The following is a 14,850-nucleotide window of genomic DNA, read 5'->3' as shown; positions in this document are numbered from 1 at the left end:
GTCAGCGCCATGACCCAGCCTGATACCACTCCCACTGATCCCCTGGCGCTAGCGCAGGCCCTGATCCGCGCGCCCTCGGTAACGCCGCTGGACGCGGGCGCTCTGGACACGTTGCAGGCCGCGTTGACCACGCTGGGCTTTGCCTGCCAGCGCATGCCGTTTGGCGAGGTGGACAATCTCTATGCCCGCCTTGGCACGGCTGAGCCGGTCTTCTGCTTTGCAGGTCATACCGATGTGGTACCCGCCGGGCAGGAAGCGGCATGGAGCGCGGCTCCCTTCGCCGGAGAAATCCATGGCGAGGCGCTGATCGGGCGCGGCGCGGTGGACATGAAGGGCGCGATTGCCGCCTTCGTGGCCGCAACGGCGCGCTATCTGGAAGCCCAGGGTAAACCCGCAGGCTCCATCGCCTTCCTGATTACGGGCGATGAGGAAGGCCCGGCCATCAACGGCACGAAGAAAATGCTGCAAGCCCTTGAGGCGCAAGGCGAACGTTTCACGCACTGCCTTGTCGGCGAGCCGACCAACCGGGCCGTGCTGGGCGATATGGTGAAGATTGGCCGGCGCGGCTCGCTCAATGGCATTATCACCGTCACGGGCAGGCAGGGCCATGTCGCCTATCCGGACCGCGCGATCAATCCCATCGGGGCGCTGATGGAGGTGCTGCACGCCCTGACCGCCCGCAGGCTGGACGAGGGCAATGAACATTTCCAGCCGTCCAATCTGGAGGTCACCAGCGTGGATGTCGGCAATCCCGCCCACAATGTCATTCCGGGCGAGGCGCGGGCCAAGTTCAACATACGCTTTAACACCGAGCAGGATGGCGAGGCGCTCAAAAGCTGGATCAGTGATGAAATTGCCAGGGTGCAGCAAGGCTTTGGCGGCACAATTTCAGCTGATCTCACCGTGACCGGCGATGCCTTCCAGACCCCGGAAGGCCCGTTCACGGCGCTGCTGGCCGAGGCCATCCAGGCCCGCACCGGCATCGCACCGGAGCTGAGCACGAGCGGCGGCACCTCGGACGCCCGCTTCATCAAGGACTATGCGCCGGTCGCCGAATTCGGGCTGGTCGGCGCCAGCATGCACCAGATTGACGAGCAGACGCCTGTTGCCGATATCAAAGTGTTAACAGAAATTTACCATGATGTCCTGACACGCTACTTCGAGGTTTTCGCCTGATGGGCGGCGCGATTGCGGATATCCGGTCCGGCACGCGCGGCGTCTGGGCCATGCTGGCCTTCAAGGAGGGCTGGCGTCAGCATTTCGACGTGTCGGTGGACGGGTTTGTCCGCTCCTTCATGGCCGTCCTCTACGCCCTGCCCGCCTTTATCCTGTTGATAATATCGGCCAATCACGTCCTGCCGGAATTCTCCGGTAATCCCGATGCGCATGTCAGCCTCACCGACGCGATCGGCCAGTATGCGCGCATCTGGCTGCTCTTTCCCGTCATCGCCTTTGTGGTGGTGAAAGTGATGGGCCTGAAGGGCGGTTTTTCCGCCTGGGTGGTGGTGCATAACTGGGCCGTTTTCGTGCTGTTGCACGTGCAGGCCCTGTTCTGGCTGCTGGCCGCGGCCGGTATCGCCAATGCGGAGGCGCTGGGCCTGATGCTGGCCCTTTACCAGATCCTCCGCCTTCTCGTGCACTGGCGCGTCGCAGCGGGCACTCTGGGCCTGCACTGGGGGCTGGCGGCGGGCGCGGCCTGCATCCCGCTCGTCATCGACGCGCTGATCGTCTACGGGTTTGCCAGCGCCTCTGGCGGGTAGTCCACAAACGCCAGATAGAGGCCGTCAGGCGGCGCGACAGGTCCGCAGCGCGTACGGTCTGCCGCCTCCAGCGCATCGCGGAAATCATCCACGCTCCAGCGCCCGCGCCCCACCTCCACCAGCGAGCCGGTGATGGAGCGTATCTGCCGGTGCAAAAAGCTGATCGCTTCCACTTTCAGCTCTATCGCTTCGCCGCGCCGCTCCACGCTGATCGCGTCGATGGACTTAACCGGGCTGTCCGCCTGGCACTGCGCATCGCGGAAGGTGGTAAAATCATGCCTGCCTACAAGGCTTTGCGCGGCAATGTTCATCGCATCCACATCAAGTGGAACACGCACCTGCCACGCCTTTCCGGCATCCAGTGCCAGCGGCGCGCGCCGGTCTACAATGCGGTAGACATAGCCGCGCTTTACCGCAGAGAAGCGCGCATGGGTGTCATCCTCCACCGCCCGCGCCGACAGGACCGAGACCGGGTGCGGGCGCAAATGATGGTTCAGCGCATCGCGCACAACGTCCGCCGGCCAGTCCTTGGCAAAATCGACATGAGCCGTCATGGCAAGGGCGTGGACGCCCGAATCCGTGCGCCCTGCCCCATAGACCTCGTGACGGCCCTCTTCGAGCGCATCGGCGGCGCGCTCCATCACGGTCTGCACGGAGAGGCCATTGTCCTGCTTCTGCCAGCCGACAAACGGTCCGCCGTCGTATTCGATAGTGAGGAGATAGCGGGGCATGGCTAAAGCCGCGTCCCCGCAGGCACCGCCGTACCGCGCAGGAACTCGTCCGCGCCCATCACGCCCCTGCCCTCGCGCTGCAGGCGTTTCAGGCGCACCGCGCCGCGCCCGCAGGCGATGAGGAGGCCGCCGTCCAGCGCCTCGCCCGGCTCGCCCTCGCCCTTTTCGGGCTCGGCAAAATGCACCTTCACGCGCACCGCGCCTTTGGGCGTGTCCAGGCTGAACCAGGCACCGGGAAACGGCGACAGCCCGCGGATATGGTCGCACACCTCGCCAGCGGGGCGGGACCAGTCGATACGCGCCTCTGCCGATGAGATTTTCTTTGCGTAGGTAACGCCTTCGTCGACCTGCGCCACCGCCTGCAGCGAACCACGCTCGAGGGCCGCGAGCGTACGCGGCCACAGCTCGGCACCCGTCTCCATCAGCTTGTCGTGCAGGCTGCCGGCGGTGTCGTCGGGCGCAATCGGCACGATCTCGCTCATCAGGACCGGGCCGGTATCCAGCCCCTCCTCCATCTGCATGATCTGCACGCCCGTCACTTCATCGCCCGCCTGTATGGCGCGCTGTATAGGCGCCGCGCCGCGCCAGCGCGGCAGGAGGGAGGCATGCAGGTTCAGACAGCCAAGGCGCGGTGCCTCCAGCGCTTCTTTCGGCAATATCTGGCCATAGGCGACCACGCAGGCGACATCGAGATCAAGGCTGGCAAAGTCTTCCAGCACGTCCGCCTCGCGGAAGCGTTCGGGCGTTTTCACCTCGATGCCGAAGGCCTCGGCCAGCGCATGCACCGGGCTTTTGCGCAATTCCTGTCCGCGCCCGGCGGGCCTAGGCGGCTGGGTGTAGACGCGCACGATTTCGTGGCCCGCACCGGCGATTGTGGCCAGCGAGCGCGCGGCAAATTCCGGCGTTCCCATGAAGGCTATGCGTAAACTCATATTTCTAAACTGTTCCCTTGAACCAGCCAGCCAGGAAATCCACGAACAATCGCACCCGGTGGGCCAGATAGCGGTTGGACGGGAACACGGCCCACAATTCGCGCGCTTCGGGCGTCCAGTCATCCATCAGGGACACTACCCGCCCGTCGGCAATGGCCGCGCGCGCAGCCCAGCTGGGTACACACCCCACGCCCGCTCCGGCGCAGGCGGCGGCAACCGCCGCACTGGCTCCGTTGAGCGATAGCCGCCCGTCCACCTTCACATCGGTCTTCACCCCGTCCTTTTCAAACCGCCACAGATTGGGCGCGGGCCGGTTGCGGTCAATGATGCATGAATGGCGGGCGAGGTCTGACGGGTGGACGGGAGTGCCTTCCGCCTCCAGCCAGGCGGGGCTGGCAATCGTGGTCATCGGCGCATCGGCGAGGCGCTTGGCGATCAGGCTGGAATCCGGCAAATGGCCCAGCCGCACGGCGAGGTCATAGCCCTCATCCACCAGGTCCACCATGCGGTCGGAAAGATCGAGGCGCACCTCCACCGAGGGCCATTGCTCCATGAAGGCCGTCACCGGCTCGATCAGGCGGGCAGAACCGAAATCCACCGGCGCGGCCACGCGCAGAAAACCCGCCGCCGCCGCATTGTCAGCCGCCAGCCCGTGCTCGATCGCCTCATATTCGGTCAGCCAGGGCCGCACCCGCTCCAGCAATGCCCGGCCCGCATCGGTGAGCCTCACAGAGCGCGTGGTGCGCTCCAGGAGGCGCGCCTGCATGCGCTCCTCCAGCGCTGAGATCTGTTTGGACGCCGCGCCGGGGGTCAGCGAGTGACGCTCGGCGGCGCGGGTAAAGCTCTCCAGCTCGGCAACGGCCTGAAACAGGCGCAGGGCATCGATACGGTCCATGGAAATTTCCGCTATGGAATAAGTGAAAGAATTTCACGTCCATTAGCGAAATGAATCGGTCAAGTCATCTGTTGTGTGTGAAAAAGTGTGGGGGTGGGGGGGGCTGCCCACCTGGTTCAATCACGAAATCCCGTTTGGCCCCACATCCTTCATCCACGACTCGTCGAAGGGTGATGGGTTGTCGAACGGCTTGCCATCGCCGCGGTGAGAAAGATCAACCTCGGGAGGCAATATCGGAGGCTCACCAAACCTCCAACGGGCCAGCTTTATTTGCTTCGACGTAACACTCGGTTTTGATACCGCGCCGGACGGTGCATAAAAAACGGTGGAAGAAATATCAGCGCCTTTTATTTGAGCCAGTCGAAAATCGGCTTCGAAGAGCCAAGCTCCCCGCAAATCGACCGAGTCAAGCTTGCAACCTCGAAGATCAGCACAAACTAAGTTGAACCCTCTCATATCAGCCTTCGTGGGCATTCTAAGGCGAAACAGACAAGACCAGGAAAGATCGACACCGCCATCGCTGTCCAGATCAGGGCGATACTCGTACGGCCACGACCTTGATATAACAACAGCAGCTGCTTCCAAATCGACCTTTAACCTATGGCCCTTCAACCTTCCCTTTTCCTGCTCTTCTTGAGCTTCACTATCCCACTCCGAAACGATTTGAGCCATCGACACGGACTGCTCACGAACAAACGCAGCGAGGGTCTCACCGATCTGGCGGCCAAATATCTTGTCACCGCCTTCTGCAAAGGCGCTGCGCATCAGTCCTTCCAGCGCGTAGATGGCACCGAGGCGGATAGCAGTCTGGTCACTGCCAAGCTGATCCACAGCGCGGGAAAAGGTTTCAGCATCTCGTCCGCGTTCCGCGAGGCGATGCTCAGCTTGCTTGAGGCTATGTTCGTCCTGCATCAGCCGTGTGCGGCGCAAGGCGTTAATTAGCGCTGCTCCGGCACCCGCACCACCGAACACAAGGCTGGCGGCCCACAAGAGATTGCGGAAATCCTCGGCGAGATAGCCGGGCCTGATCCACTGCACGGGCGGACACACCCGCGTCGTACCCGCACACGGATCGGCAAGCTGCATGACTACCCAGACGGCGATGCCGGACAGTATCAGCCATGCAGGAACGAATATCTTGATGGCGTGATCAATGGCCCATTGCCAAGACCACACCACCGGCTTCTTGCGAAGCCGCGCCACCAAGAGCCATAAGCCCCAAAGAACCGCTGCCAGCACTATCAGTTGCGGCAACACAGAAGCCAGCCAGAAGCCCAAATCGAAAACCCACCCATCCATATCCCGACTGCGCCCCGGTTTCGGGCGCACGTCAAGCGTGTTGCCGGTTCTGGCCGGGGATTACGGGGGCGAGGTGGAGCGCTCCACGCAAAAAAATGGCCCCGGAAAGCTCCGGGGCCGGTCAGGTGGGGTGTGTTGGTGTGCAAGGCATGAGGGGAACTCCCCCCTCGTCCTTCGAGACGCTCGCTTCGCTCGCCCTCAGGATGAGGGGGAAGATCACCAAGCCCTCATGCTGAGGAGCTTTCGCAAGAAAGCGTCTCGAAGCACGGGGCTTGGCTACCCCTAGTGATACCCGCCCACGCCGCCATCGAGCATCAGGTTGAGGCTGGTGGCGGTGCGGCGCGCGCTGCGGCGCTCGCGCATCGCCGTGTAGCGCTCTTCAAAGCGCACATAGACAAGGCGCACGCCCGGCCCGTAAAGGCGTAGCAGGGAGCGTTCGTTACAGTCGCGCATGGCCTCTGCGGGGGCGCAGAACACCTCCCCGCCGCGCCCGTAACGCAGCGCATCGCCGCGCTGGCACTGGATGACCTGACCATCCTCGAAACTGTCATCGCCGCTTTCCAGACGATGGCCCAGCGTTGCCTGCAGCGTGGTGCCGGCCATGCAGCGGAAAATCTCGCCCTCAAAGCCTTCGCGCACGCGCTCATCGCGTTCCGGGCGGGAGGCCGGGTGCGGCGTACCCCGGTCATCGATGCAGACCGCACGCACCACGCGCCAGCCCTCTACCATCCGCGAATAGCTTTCCTCTTCCATCTCATACTCATCGGCGAGCGCCAGGCCCGCAATGGCGGTCGCTGCCGGGGCGGCACCGCGCGAGATGAAACCGCCCCCGCCATACACGATTGTATTGCTGCTGGCCTGCGCGCCAGCAAACGCCATGGCAGAGGCTTGTGCGTTCACATTCACATTGACCTGATTATTCAGATAGATGCCGCCGATATTGATGCGCGGCCCGCCAATATGAACCGATGGTCCGCCAATGCGGATCGAGGGCGCGCGCACTTGCGGCCCGTGCCCGTGCTGGCAGCAATGATGGCTGGGCGGCGGCGGTGATACCGGCGTCGGCCCGGCATGTGCCGCAGCGGCGGCCGCTGCGCTGGCAAAGGTCGCCGCGATCACCGCGCCGAACGCTTTTGCGTATCGAGTTGAAACGCCCATGGGGTCACTCCCGTCTGTTTGCGCGCTTCCCCGCAAGAAGGATGCCGGTTTCAGGAGGGGCCGCAAAAAAGCACTTGGCAAGCCGCTTGCAGTCCACCGGCCCGACCGGAGCACGCCTGTCCAAAAGCAGGACTGACAACGCGCTCCCCTTAAAGGGACTAAAGAGGACGGGCTGCCGATGCGCCACGAGAACACAAAGACGCTGTTTGCGTACTGGGATGCGAGAAGGCTTGGCCGCTCCGCCCCCACACGCGGCGATATTGCCCCGCGCGATCTGGCCGGGCTGCTCAGCCATCTGTTCATCCTGCGCCGGATGGACCGTGACCATCATATTTTCCGCCTGGCCGGCACCTCGCTGTGCCAGATGCATGCGCGCGAGTTCAAGGACCAGAACTTTCTGGGCCTGTGGCGCGGCCATGACCGCCAGCACATGACGGCCCTGCTGGAAGGCGCAATGAGCGTACCGGCCCCTGCCTGTGCGCTGGCTGATGCGGCCTCGCTTGATGGCCGCTCGGTAGAGGTGGAAATCGCGCTCCTTCCGCTTCGCGGGCCTGAAGGGTGGGTGGACCGGTGTCTCGGCCTCTACCAGCCCTTGCAGGGGCGCAGCCTGGAGGGGCGTCCGGCCGTGCGCCACATATTGAAAGAGCTGCGCCCGGCAGTAGAGCCGGAAAGCTCCGTGCAGGTATTTCGCGGCCTGCGCGACGGGCGCGTACCGGCCCGCGCCGCAAATGACTTCTAGCTTGGCCAAATTTTAACCAGCACCAGTCTAGATTGCCCGCCTGAAATATGAGGCAGGCATGGGACCCGTCACCGATCTGAGCACGCGCCTGGACAAGCGCAAGATACGCATAGCGGCCGCCGGCGCGCAGGAGCAGCGCCGCCACCGCCGTGTACCCTTGCGCCTGCCCGGACGGTTTCTCGATCCCGTACGCGGTGAATTTGCCTGCACGCTCATCGATGTGTCCCCCGGCGGCGCGAAAGTCGCCGCCGAGGCCCCGCCGGCGCTCGGCGAACGCGTTGTCATGCTGTTTGACGGGCTGGGCCGTGTGGAGGGTGATGTGGTGCGCGCCGGTGCGCGCGGCTTTGCCGTGCGCTTCAATGCAACACAGCGCAAGCGCGACCGGCTGGGCGATGCGATCACCTGGCGTTTCAATATGGAGCGCCTGGGCCTTGAAGAAGACCGCGCCGCGCCCAGAAAGCCCGGAACAGGACGGGTGAAAATCCGCCTGAAGGACGGCGTGCTGATCCAGGCAGACCTTGTAGACGTGTCGATTTCAGGGGCCGCCTTTGCCTGTCTGGAGCGTCCGCGCGTTGGCGAGCCGGTCAGCGTGGGCGACCTGACAGGCCGTGTGACTCGCTGGCTGGACAACGGCTTCGCGGTGTCGTTCGATCCGCCCCGGGGTTGAGGTGAGGTTTCCGGCGAGGCTGCCTTTTGTCTGCGCACGCGGCAGAAAAAGTCATGTTTGTGGCCCATAATCGCGCCAACCGGCCTGAATCTTGCCGTAACCCCTGCATAGTCTCTTCGTTAGAGGGCTTGGATGGAGTGTGACCCCAATGCCGCGGGATGATGGAATTGCGATGTCCTGGTTTGTGAAAGTCGATGGCCGTGTGTACGGACCCTATACGGGGGCGCAGATGCGCGCCTTCGTCAGCGAGGGACGCATAGCGGGCCATTCGGTCGTCTCGCAGGACCGCGAGAACGGCTGGGAAAACGCATCCGACGTCGCGCAGTTCAAGGCATGGCTGGACGAAGCCCGCCGCAGCCCCGGCACCAAACGCCCTGCCGCCACCGATGCGCGCACGGCCAATTTCGTCGTTGTTGCCACGCTGGCCGATGACAGCCGTGCCGGGTTCGAGGCCGCGCTAAAAGATTTCGGCGACGCAGAAAGCATTGCGCCGGGCGTATGGCTGCTGCGCGCGCCCGCCACAGCCGCCACCCTGCGCAACGAGCTCAGTCATCTGCTGGCCCGCGATGACAAGCTGATCGTGGTGGATGCCTCACGCGACCGCACCGCCTGGTTCAATTTCGGACGCGAGACCGACCAGCGCATCCGCGAGCTCTGGGGCCGGCCGCAGTAGATTTGTTTTCCCTCGTCCTTCGAGACGCGCTTACGCGCTCCTCAGGATGAGGGAAAAACGTTAGGCCCTCATCCTGAGGGCGAACGAAGTGAGCGTCTCGAAGGACGAGGGCCTAGCCCTACCCCCTCAAACCTCCCTCAGCCCCTCCGCAAAGCGCTTCGCATTGGCGACATAATGGTCGGCGCTGGCCTTGAAGATGTCGCCCATACCCTCTTCGAGCGTTTTCACCACCTTGCCCGGTGAGCCCAGCACCATGGAATTGTCCGGTACCTCCTTGCCTTCGGTGATGAGGGCATGCGCGCCGATGAGGCAGTTCTTTCCAATTTTCGCGCCATTGAGGATGGTCGCGCCAATGCCCACCAGCGAGTAATCGCCAATCTGGCAGCCATGCAGCATGGCCTGATGGCCAACCGTGATGCCCTTGCCAAGGATGGTTGGCTTGCCCGGGTCGGCATGGATGACCGTGCCGTCCTGGATATTGGTGTCATCGCCGATCACGATGTCTTCCACATCGCCGCGCAGCACCGCCCCGAACCAGACCGACACATTGCGCCCCAGCGTGACGCGGCCCAGCACCGTGGCGCCCGGCGCGATCCACACACCCTCGCCGATCTTCGGACGAACCCCGTCCAGCTCGTAAACGCCCATAATGTGTTCCTTCCTGCTCGCTGCGTCAGCATTGCGTGGCGAAACTGCATCGGTTGGATGTGAAGTTTCAGCGACGGACTGACTCATAATTCGTTCACTGTCTTAGCATGAGACTGTAGATGCGATTCGAGAGGGGAACAGCCGCCAAGGTGGTGTCTTCGGATCGATCGTGAGGGATAGACGCTTCTTGCACGGAGGCCCGCGGCACCATGCCGTATGCACCGCCAACGCCAGACCCGGACGGTTCCACCGCGCGCTCCGCATCTGCCCTGTCCAGCCTTCATCGCTTTTGTCCGCCCCTTGTGCACCCGCGCGAGGGGTTTTTTCTTGTCCGGAGGACGCCAACATGAGCAAGCGCACCGCAAAACGCCGTCAGGGCGGGTTCAATGCCGAGCATTATGAGGAAGAGAAGGTCCGCGCCCTCTTCCCCGGCACGAACTGGTCACCTGACGACAATGAACCCATGCGGGACCAGCGCTATATCAAGAACGTCAAGCCACGCTCTGAGGGGCAGGCGCGGCTGATGACGGCGATAGACGACCACAATCTTGTCATGGCCATGGGGCCGGCCGGTACCGGCAAGACCTATCTGGCCGTTTCCAAGGCGGTGGAAGCACTGGAGAGCGGCCAGGTGGGGCGCATCGTGCTGTCACGCCCGGCGGTGGAGGCAGGCGAGCATATCGGCTTCCTGCCCGGCGCTCTGGAAGAAAAGCTCGCGCCCTATTTGCGCCCGCTCTACGACGCGCTGGCAGACCGGCTGAGCCCCAAGCGCCTGAAAGCGCTGATGGCCGAGGGGCTGATCGAGATCGCGCCGATTGCCTATATGCGCGGGCGCACGCTCAACAACGCCTATATCGTCGTCGACGAGGCCCAGAACTGCACCTACGGCCAGCTCAAAATGCTGCTGACCCGTCTGGGCTGGAACTCCACCATGGTCGTCACAGGCGATCCGGCGCAGACCGACCTGCTGCCGGAAATGTCCGGCCTGAAGGATATCTGCGAGCGCCTTGAAGAGGTGGAGGATATCGCGGTTGTCCGGCTGGAAGCCAAGGACATCGTGCGTCACCCGCTCGTCGCCTCGATGCTCGACGTGCTGTAAGCGGGCAGTACATAGGCACATAAAGGCCCCGGCCAGAGGACAGCCGGGGCCTTTTTGCTGACGGCAGTGCATTCCTAGAAGCGGAAATTTGCACCGGCGCGGCTACCACACCGTATCAGGGTGAGGAACGCTCCAGGCGCGCGCGCAGACGCTCCACCGCCTCGCCGACGGAGCGCCGCTCCAGATCGACCACACCGTTCGCCTCGCGCATGGCATCGGCGTCTATCGCGTTGAGCAAGGGTGCCAGCGCCTGAGCAATGGCAGGCCGGCCAGCAGCGGACGGGCTGATGAGCACCAGCGCGTCATAGGGCGGCAATATCCCCGCCGGGTCGTCCAGTATCACCAGATCGAACGCCGATATCCGCCCGTCCGTCGTGTAGGCGGTGATGGCGTCCACCTCGCCATCACGGACCGCGCCGTACATGAAGGTGGAATCCATGGAGCGGGTACGCGCAGAGCCAAGCCCATACGTGTCGCGCAGGCCCGTCCATTCGGCGCGGGCGAAGAACTCTGAGTCTGCGCCGATGGACAGCCCGTCAATCCTGGCCAGATCGCCTACGGAGGCAAGGCCATGACGCTCTGCCGCCGCCTGGCTTACCGCGATGCCATAGGCGTTCTCAAAGCCCAGCGCGCCCAGAACCAGCACGCGGTGGCGCGTCCACATCCAGCTGGTGATCTCCGCCAGCATGACATGACGTCCGGGCATGTCCTCGCGCTGCATGATCGTGGCCCATAGCGTGCCGGAATAATCCACATAGACATCAATCTCGCCGGAAATGAGGGCATCAAAGGCCACGGTGGAGCCCAGATTGTCCCGGCGGCGCACCTGCGCGCCCGCATCGCCCAGCACCTCTTCGAACAGGCCGGCGAGAATATACTGCTCGGTAAAAGCCTTCGCGCCGACCGTGACGGGCTGCTCACCAAATCCGCCTGCGTGCACACCCCGGTCAGCGCGCGCGCCATTCGCCCCTGATGGCCCTGCCAATACGCCCGCAGGCACGAGCGCTAGCGCGGCAATCATCGCCAGCCCCGCCCCGGCAACAAGCGCCCTGCCCGCCTTCCGGCGCGCCGCGGCGCTTTCCATCAGCTTTAAAAGTCCATCGATAACAAGCGCCGAGAGGGCGGCAGCCACACAGCCAAACACGACCAGCGTCCAGTTGCGGGTCTGCAGGCCGGAGAAAATGTAATTACCCAGCGAGGCTGCCCCCACGGGCGTGGCCAGCGTCGCCGCCCCGATAACCCAGACCGACGCCGTGCGCACGCCCGCCATCATGGTCGGCAGGGCCAGCGGCAGCTCAACACGCAGCAGGCTTTGCAGGCGCGTCATGCCGACACCGCGCGCCGCCTCGCGCACCACCGGATCAACGCCCTGAAGCCCCACTATCGTGTTCCGCAGGACCGGGAGGACGGCATAGAGCGTGAGCGCGGTGAAGGCTGGCAGGAAGCCGATACGCCCGCCAAGGAGCGGCACCATCAGGGCCAGCAGCGCCAGGGCAGGAATGGTCTGAAACACGCCTGCAACGGCCAGCGCCGGCCCGGAAATCACCCGGTTGCGCGCCGCCAGCACGCCCAGCGGCAAGGCGATGAGCAGGCCGCACGCCATGGCGCCCAGAGACAGACGCAAATGCCCGCCCAGATATTCCGGCAGCAGGGCAAAGGGCTGGGCGAGCGCCTCCATCATCCCTGCCCCGACAGAGCCGCCACGCGTTCAGCCTCCCGGCGTGGTGTGGCCAGCAGGGTCTCCACATACGGGTCTGCCGGATCGGACAGAAGCTGCGAGGGCGTGCCAAGCTGGATGATGCGCCCGTCACGCATGACGGCAATCTCATCGGCCAGCAGCAGCGCCTCCGCCATGTCGTGCGTCACCATGACAGCCGCAAAGCCCAGCCGGGCGCGCAAAGCCTGAACGTCCTCGCGCAAGCTGTCGCGCGTGATCGGGTCCAGCGCGCCAAACGGTTCATCCATCAGCAGCAGGGGCGGCTCGGCGGCAAGCGCGCGGGCAAGGCCCACACGCTGGCGCTGGCCACCGGACAGCTCTGCGGGATAGCGGTTTTCAAACTCTGCAGGGTCAAGCTGGACCAGTTCCAGCAGCACACTGATGCGCGCCCGTGTCCGCTCGGCATCCCACCCCGCAAGGCGCGGCGTGACCGCGATATTCTCCGCCACGGTGAAATGGGGAAACAGCCCGTCGCCCTGCATCACCCAGCCCATGCGGCGGCGCAGGGTGACGGCGTCCAGCGCGGTCACATCCTCGCCCTTGAAGCTGATCGTGCCGGAGCTCGGCTCCAGCAGGCGATTGATCATTTTCAGCGTGGTCGTCTTGCCGCAACCGGACTCGCCCACCAGCGCCAGCAACGCGCCTTCGCGCACGGTGAAGCTTGCCGCATCGACGGCCAGCGTGCCGCCGGGGAAGGTTTTGGTCAGTGCCTGGACATCAAGTACCAAGCCACCAGCGCCTTACAGATCGTCGAGATCGATATCGAGAATGGTGATCTCGAAGGAATAGGAGGTCTCGCCCTCATCGACATTCTTCGAGACGACGCCAAGGCATTCCGAGCCCAGATAGATCTCGGCGCACTCATCCGGGCGCTGGCGCATCTGGACTTTCAGCTCCGGGTTGAGGCGCTGACGCAGAAAAGCCTCAACCTTGCTGGCTTCGGTGTGATTGAAAACGGTCTGGGACATGGGGGCGTCTCGCCTCAATTGATGATGAACGGACCGGAACCGGTCTGGAAGATGCGGGGATTCGCGCGGGAATGCGCGTTCAGCCGCAAACTAGCGGTCTGCCGGAAAGGATCAATCAGGAAGGCTGTGATCCATGGTGCGTGCCGGCTCTGCGCAGGCCCCGCCCACCGGCTTGGCCGGCACACCGGCCACCGTGCAGCGGGCCGGCACATCGCTCAACACCACCGAACCGGCGGCGATGCGGGCATGGTCGCCGACACTGATATTGCCGAGCACCTTGGCCCCGGCCCCGATCAGCACGCCATTGCCGATTTTCGGGTGGCGGTCGCTTTCCTCAGCGCCCGTGCCGCCCAGCGTCACCTCGTGCAGGATCGACACATCATCGCCCACCACCGCCGTCTCGCCGATCACGACCGAGCTGGCATGATCGATCATAATGCCCCTGCCGATGCGCGCGGCCGGGTGGATGTCCACGCCGAACAGTTCGCTCATGCGCCCCTGCAGATGGAAGGCCAGCGTTTCGCGGCCCTCATTCCACAGCCAGTGGGCAATGCGGTAAGCCTGAAGCGCCTGATAGCCCTTGAAGTAGAAAAAGGGCTGTAGCAGCGACCTGCAGGCCGGGTCGCGCTCGTCCACCGCCAGCATGTCAGCCGCCGCGCTCAGCACGATAGCCTCGTCAGCGCCCAGCGCCTCGCTGACCACATCATGGACCAGCATGGCGTCAAGCTGCCCGTCGGCGAGCTTTAGCGCGATACGATGGGCCAGCGCCTCGGCAAAGCTGCCATGGCGCAATACCCCGGCATTGACGAGACCGGCCAGCATGGGTTCCTCGGCAGCGACCGATGCCGCCTCCAGGCGCAGCCGGTTCCACAGCGCGCGCAGATCAGTGTCCTGCCGGATCGGGGCTACAGCGTCAGCTTGGGCCATGGGGCTCTTCCTTTCCGGCCGGGTTCAGTATCGCTCTGGAAACCGCCTCTGGCAGCTCGCCATGGCGTGCCATGTAGTCAGCCTTCAGCAGCATTGCCAGTGTGAAGGCATCACGAATGCGCCCATCCATCGCCTCGCGCAAGGCTGCGGCAAACGGCACGCGGCGCGTTTCGATGTCCTCGGTGCCTTCCGGCTCCGCCTCACCCTGGCTGATATCCCAGGCGATAAAGGCCACCGCGCGCTCATTGGTGATGGAGTTGGACATGTCCAGCTGGAGAAATTCCAGCCAGTTTGCGGCCTCCAGCCCGGTCTCCTCGGCCAGCTCCCGCTTTGCGCTGTCCAAAGGCGGTTCATTCAGCGGGCCGCCGCCTTCGGGCAGCTCCCAGCTCCAGCAATCGAGCGCAAAACGGTACTGGCCAACCAGCATCACCGTGCCGTCGGCAAATAGCGGCAATATGCCGATGGCGAGGTTTTCCGGCTCCATGACGCCATAAAGGCCCGGCTTGCCGTCTGGCCGCGTCACGTCGTACTCGCGCACCTTCATCCACGGGTTCTGATAGGCCAGCTTCTCGCCGTGAACAGTCCACGGGCCGCGTTCAGTCCCGGCGCGGCGCTTGCGTGAGGTCATGGGACGCGG

The 14,850-nt window shown here is 64.1% G+C and carries 17 protein-coding genes; 6 read left to right on the top strand and 11 right to left on the bottom strand.

Going from position 1 to position 14,850, the window contains the following annotated elements:
* Positions 1-9 precede the first annotated feature (9 nt).
* On the top strand, positions 10-1,176 hold the full coding sequence (gene dapE / locus AB6B38_RS02075; RefSeq protein ID WP_371394022.1) for a succinyl-diaminopimelate desuccinylase: 1,167 nt from the start codon (positions 10-12) through the stop codon (positions 1,174-1,176).
* Entirely contained in the window at positions 1,176-1,760 is a 585-nt protein-coding gene (locus tag AB6B38_RS02070) for a hypothetical protein (RefSeq protein WP_371394021.1), read from the top strand. The genes dapE and AB6B38_RS02070 overlap by 1 nt, the downstream gene beginning before the upstream one ends.
* Here the strand turns inward: AB6B38_RS02070 and truA are convergent.
* The 5 genes from truA to AB6B38_RS02045 form a co-directional block, all read right to left on the bottom strand.
* Entirely contained in the window at positions 1,730-2,491 is a 762-nt protein-coding gene (truA, locus tag AB6B38_RS02065) for a tRNA pseudouridine(38-40) synthase TruA (RefSeq protein WP_371394020.1), read from the bottom strand. The two genes, AB6B38_RS02070 and truA, sit on opposite strands and share 31 nt — an antisense overlap.
* 2 nt (positions 2,492-2,493) lie before the next feature.
* The gene (gene fmt, locus AB6B38_RS02060) at positions 2,494-3,423 is read right to left on the bottom strand and encodes a methionyl-tRNA formyltransferase (protein WP_371394019.1); all 930 of its coding nucleotides are present in this window, start codon (positions 3,421-3,423) and stop codon (positions 2,494-2,496) included.
* Positions 3,424-3,427: 4 nt separating this feature from the next.
* On the bottom strand, positions 3,428-4,318 hold the full coding sequence (locus AB6B38_RS02055; protein WP_127565946.1) for a LysR family transcriptional regulator: 891 nt from the start codon (positions 4,316-4,318) through the stop codon (positions 3,428-3,430).
* A gap of 120 nt (positions 4,319-4,438) precedes the next feature.
* Entirely contained in the window at positions 4,439-5,617 is a 1,179-nt protein-coding gene (locus tag AB6B38_RS02050; protein ID WP_371394018.1) for a pentapeptide repeat-containing protein, read from the bottom strand.
* 282 nt (positions 5,618-5,899) lie between these two features.
* Positions 5,900-6,775 carry a hypothetical protein gene (locus AB6B38_RS02045; RefSeq protein WP_371394017.1) on the bottom strand — a complete coding sequence of 292 codons (876 nt, stop codon included), beginning with the start codon at positions 6,773-6,775 and terminating at the stop codon, positions 5,900-5,902.
* Positions 6,776-6,953: 178 nt separating this feature from the next.
* Here AB6B38_RS02045 and AB6B38_RS02040 point away from each other — a divergent pair, with 178 nt between their 5' ends.
* From AB6B38_RS02040 to AB6B38_RS02030, 3 genes are all read left to right on the top strand, one after another.
* On the top strand, positions 6,954-7,514 hold the full coding sequence (locus tag AB6B38_RS02040; protein ID WP_371394016.1) for a PAS domain-containing protein: 561 nt from the start codon (positions 6,954-6,956) through the stop codon (positions 7,512-7,514).
* Positions 7,515-7,572: 58 nt separating this feature from the next.
* Positions 7,573-8,181: a PilZ domain-containing protein gene (locus AB6B38_RS02035; protein WP_371394015.1), complete on the top strand. Its 609-nt coding sequence runs from the start codon at positions 7,573-7,575 to the stop codon at positions 8,179-8,181.
* Between the two features lie 172 nt (positions 8,182-8,353).
* Positions 8,354-8,854 (top strand): DUF4339 domain-containing protein, encoded by a 501-nt coding sequence (locus AB6B38_RS02030; RefSeq protein WP_371394014.1) that lies wholly within the window; start codon positions 8,354-8,356, stop codon positions 8,852-8,854.
* Between the two features lie 126 nt (positions 8,855-8,980).
* On the opposite strand, the gene AB6B38_RS02025 is transcribed toward AB6B38_RS02030, so the two are convergent.
* Positions 8,981-9,502, bottom strand: a complete 522-nt coding sequence (locus AB6B38_RS02025; RefSeq protein ID WP_371394013.1) for a gamma carbonic anhydrase family protein — start codon at positions 9,500-9,502, stop codon at positions 8,981-8,983.
* Positions 9,503-9,848: 346 nt separating this feature from the next.
* On the opposite strand from AB6B38_RS02025, the gene AB6B38_RS02020 reads away from it, so the two are divergent.
* Positions 9,849-10,601, top strand: a complete 753-nt coding sequence (locus AB6B38_RS02020; RefSeq protein WP_371394012.1) for a PhoH family protein — start codon at positions 9,849-9,851, stop codon at positions 10,599-10,601.
* Between the two features lie 115 nt (positions 10,602-10,716).
* On the opposite strand, the gene AB6B38_RS02015 is transcribed toward AB6B38_RS02020, so the two are convergent.
* The 5 genes from AB6B38_RS02015 to AB6B38_RS01995 all read right to left on the bottom strand — a co-directional run bounded on the left by AB6B38_RS02015 (position 10,717) and on the right by AB6B38_RS01995 (position 14,841).
* Positions 10,717-12,282: an ABC transporter permease/substrate-binding protein gene (locus AB6B38_RS02015; RefSeq protein WP_371394010.1), complete on the bottom strand. Its 1,566-nt coding sequence runs from the start codon at positions 12,280-12,282 to the stop codon at positions 10,717-10,719.
* Positions 12,279-13,046, bottom strand: coding sequence for an ABC transporter ATP-binding protein (locus AB6B38_RS02010; protein WP_371394009.1), 768 nt, complete (start codon positions 13,044-13,046; stop codon positions 12,279-12,281). The genes AB6B38_RS02015 and AB6B38_RS02010 overlap by 4 nt, the downstream gene beginning before the upstream one ends.
* A 12-nt stretch (positions 13,047-13,058) precedes the next feature.
* Positions 13,059-13,286 (bottom strand): DUF3126 family protein, encoded by a 228-nt coding sequence (locus AB6B38_RS02005; protein WP_188451639.1) that lies wholly within the window; start codon positions 13,284-13,286, stop codon positions 13,059-13,061.
* 111 nt (positions 13,287-13,397) lie between these two features.
* The gene (gene cysE, locus AB6B38_RS02000; RefSeq protein ID WP_371394008.1) at positions 13,398-14,213 is read right to left on the bottom strand and encodes a serine O-acetyltransferase; all 816 of its coding nucleotides are present in this window, start codon (positions 14,211-14,213) and stop codon (positions 13,398-13,400) included.
* Positions 14,200-14,841, bottom strand: coding sequence for an NUDIX domain-containing protein (locus AB6B38_RS01995; protein ID WP_371394007.1), 642 nt, complete (start codon positions 14,839-14,841; stop codon positions 14,200-14,202). Before AB6B38_RS01995 ends, cysE begins: the two co-directional genes overlap by 14 nt.
* Positions 14,842-14,850 lie beyond the last annotated feature (9 nt).

This window comes from Glycocaulis abyssi (assembly GCF_041429775.1).
GTDB classification, from domain to species: Bacteria; Pseudomonadota; Alphaproteobacteria; order Caulobacterales; family Maricaulaceae; genus Glycocaulis; species Glycocaulis abyssi.
The sequence above is the reverse complement of the archived record's forward strand: the minus strand, read 5'-3'. Positions and strand labels throughout refer to the sequence as shown.

What these genes read in the sequence shown, in the direction of transcription:
- dapE (WP_371394022.1), top strand. Translation starts at nt 10, where the DNA reads ATGACCCAGCCTGATACCACTCCCACTGATCCCCTGGCGCTAGCGCAG.
- AB6B38_RS02070 (WP_371394021.1), top strand. Translation starts at nt 1,176, where the DNA reads ATGGGCGGCGCGATTGCGGATATCCGGTCCGGCACGCGCGGCGTCTGG.
- truA (WP_371394020.1), bottom strand. Translation starts at nt 2,491, where the DNA reads ATGCCCCGCTATCTCCTCACTATCGAATACGACGGCGGACCGTTTGTC.
- fmt (WP_371394019.1), bottom strand. Translation starts at nt 3,423, where the DNA reads ATGAGTTTACGCATAGCCTTCATGGGAACGCCGGAATTTGCCGCGCGC.
- AB6B38_RS02055 (WP_127565946.1), bottom strand. Translation starts at nt 4,318, where the DNA reads ATGGACCGTATCGATGCCCTGCGCCTGTTTCAGGCCGTTGCCGAGCTG.
- AB6B38_RS02050 (WP_371394018.1), bottom strand. Translation starts at nt 5,617, where the DNA reads ATGGATGGGTGGGTTTTCGATTTGGGCTTCTGGCTGGCTTCTGTGTTG.
- AB6B38_RS02045 (WP_371394017.1), bottom strand. Translation starts at nt 6,775, where the DNA reads ATGGGCGTTTCAACTCGATACGCAAAAGCGTTCGGCGCGGTGATCGCG.
- AB6B38_RS02040 (WP_371394016.1), top strand. Translation starts at nt 6,954, where the DNA reads ATGCGCCACGAGAACACAAAGACGCTGTTTGCGTACTGGGATGCGAGA.
- AB6B38_RS02035 (WP_371394015.1), top strand. Translation starts at nt 7,573, where the DNA reads ATGGGACCCGTCACCGATCTGAGCACGCGCCTGGACAAGCGCAAGATA.
- AB6B38_RS02030 (WP_371394014.1), top strand. Translation starts at nt 8,354, where the DNA reads ATGTCCTGGTTTGTGAAAGTCGATGGCCGTGTGTACGGACCCTATACG.
- AB6B38_RS02025 (WP_371394013.1), bottom strand. Translation starts at nt 9,502, where the DNA reads ATGGGCGTTTACGAGCTGGACGGGGTTCGTCCGAAGATCGGCGAGGGT.
- AB6B38_RS02020 (WP_371394012.1), top strand. Translation starts at nt 9,849, where the DNA reads ATGAGCAAGCGCACCGCAAAACGCCGTCAGGGCGGGTTCAATGCCGAG.
- AB6B38_RS02015 (WP_371394010.1), bottom strand. Translation starts at nt 12,282, where the DNA reads ATGATGGAGGCGCTCGCCCAGCCCTTTGCCCTGCTGCCGGAATATCTG.
- AB6B38_RS02005 (WP_188451639.1), bottom strand. Translation starts at nt 13,286, where the DNA reads ATGTCCCAGACCGTTTTCAATCACACCGAAGCCAGCAAGGTTGAGGCT.
- cysE (WP_371394008.1), bottom strand. Translation starts at nt 14,213, where the DNA reads ATGGCCCAAGCTGACGCTGTAGCCCCGATCCGGCAGGACACTGATCTG.
- AB6B38_RS01995 (WP_371394007.1), bottom strand. Translation starts at nt 14,841, where the DNA reads ATGACCTCACGCAAGCGCCGCGCCGGGACTGAACGCGGCCCGTGGACT.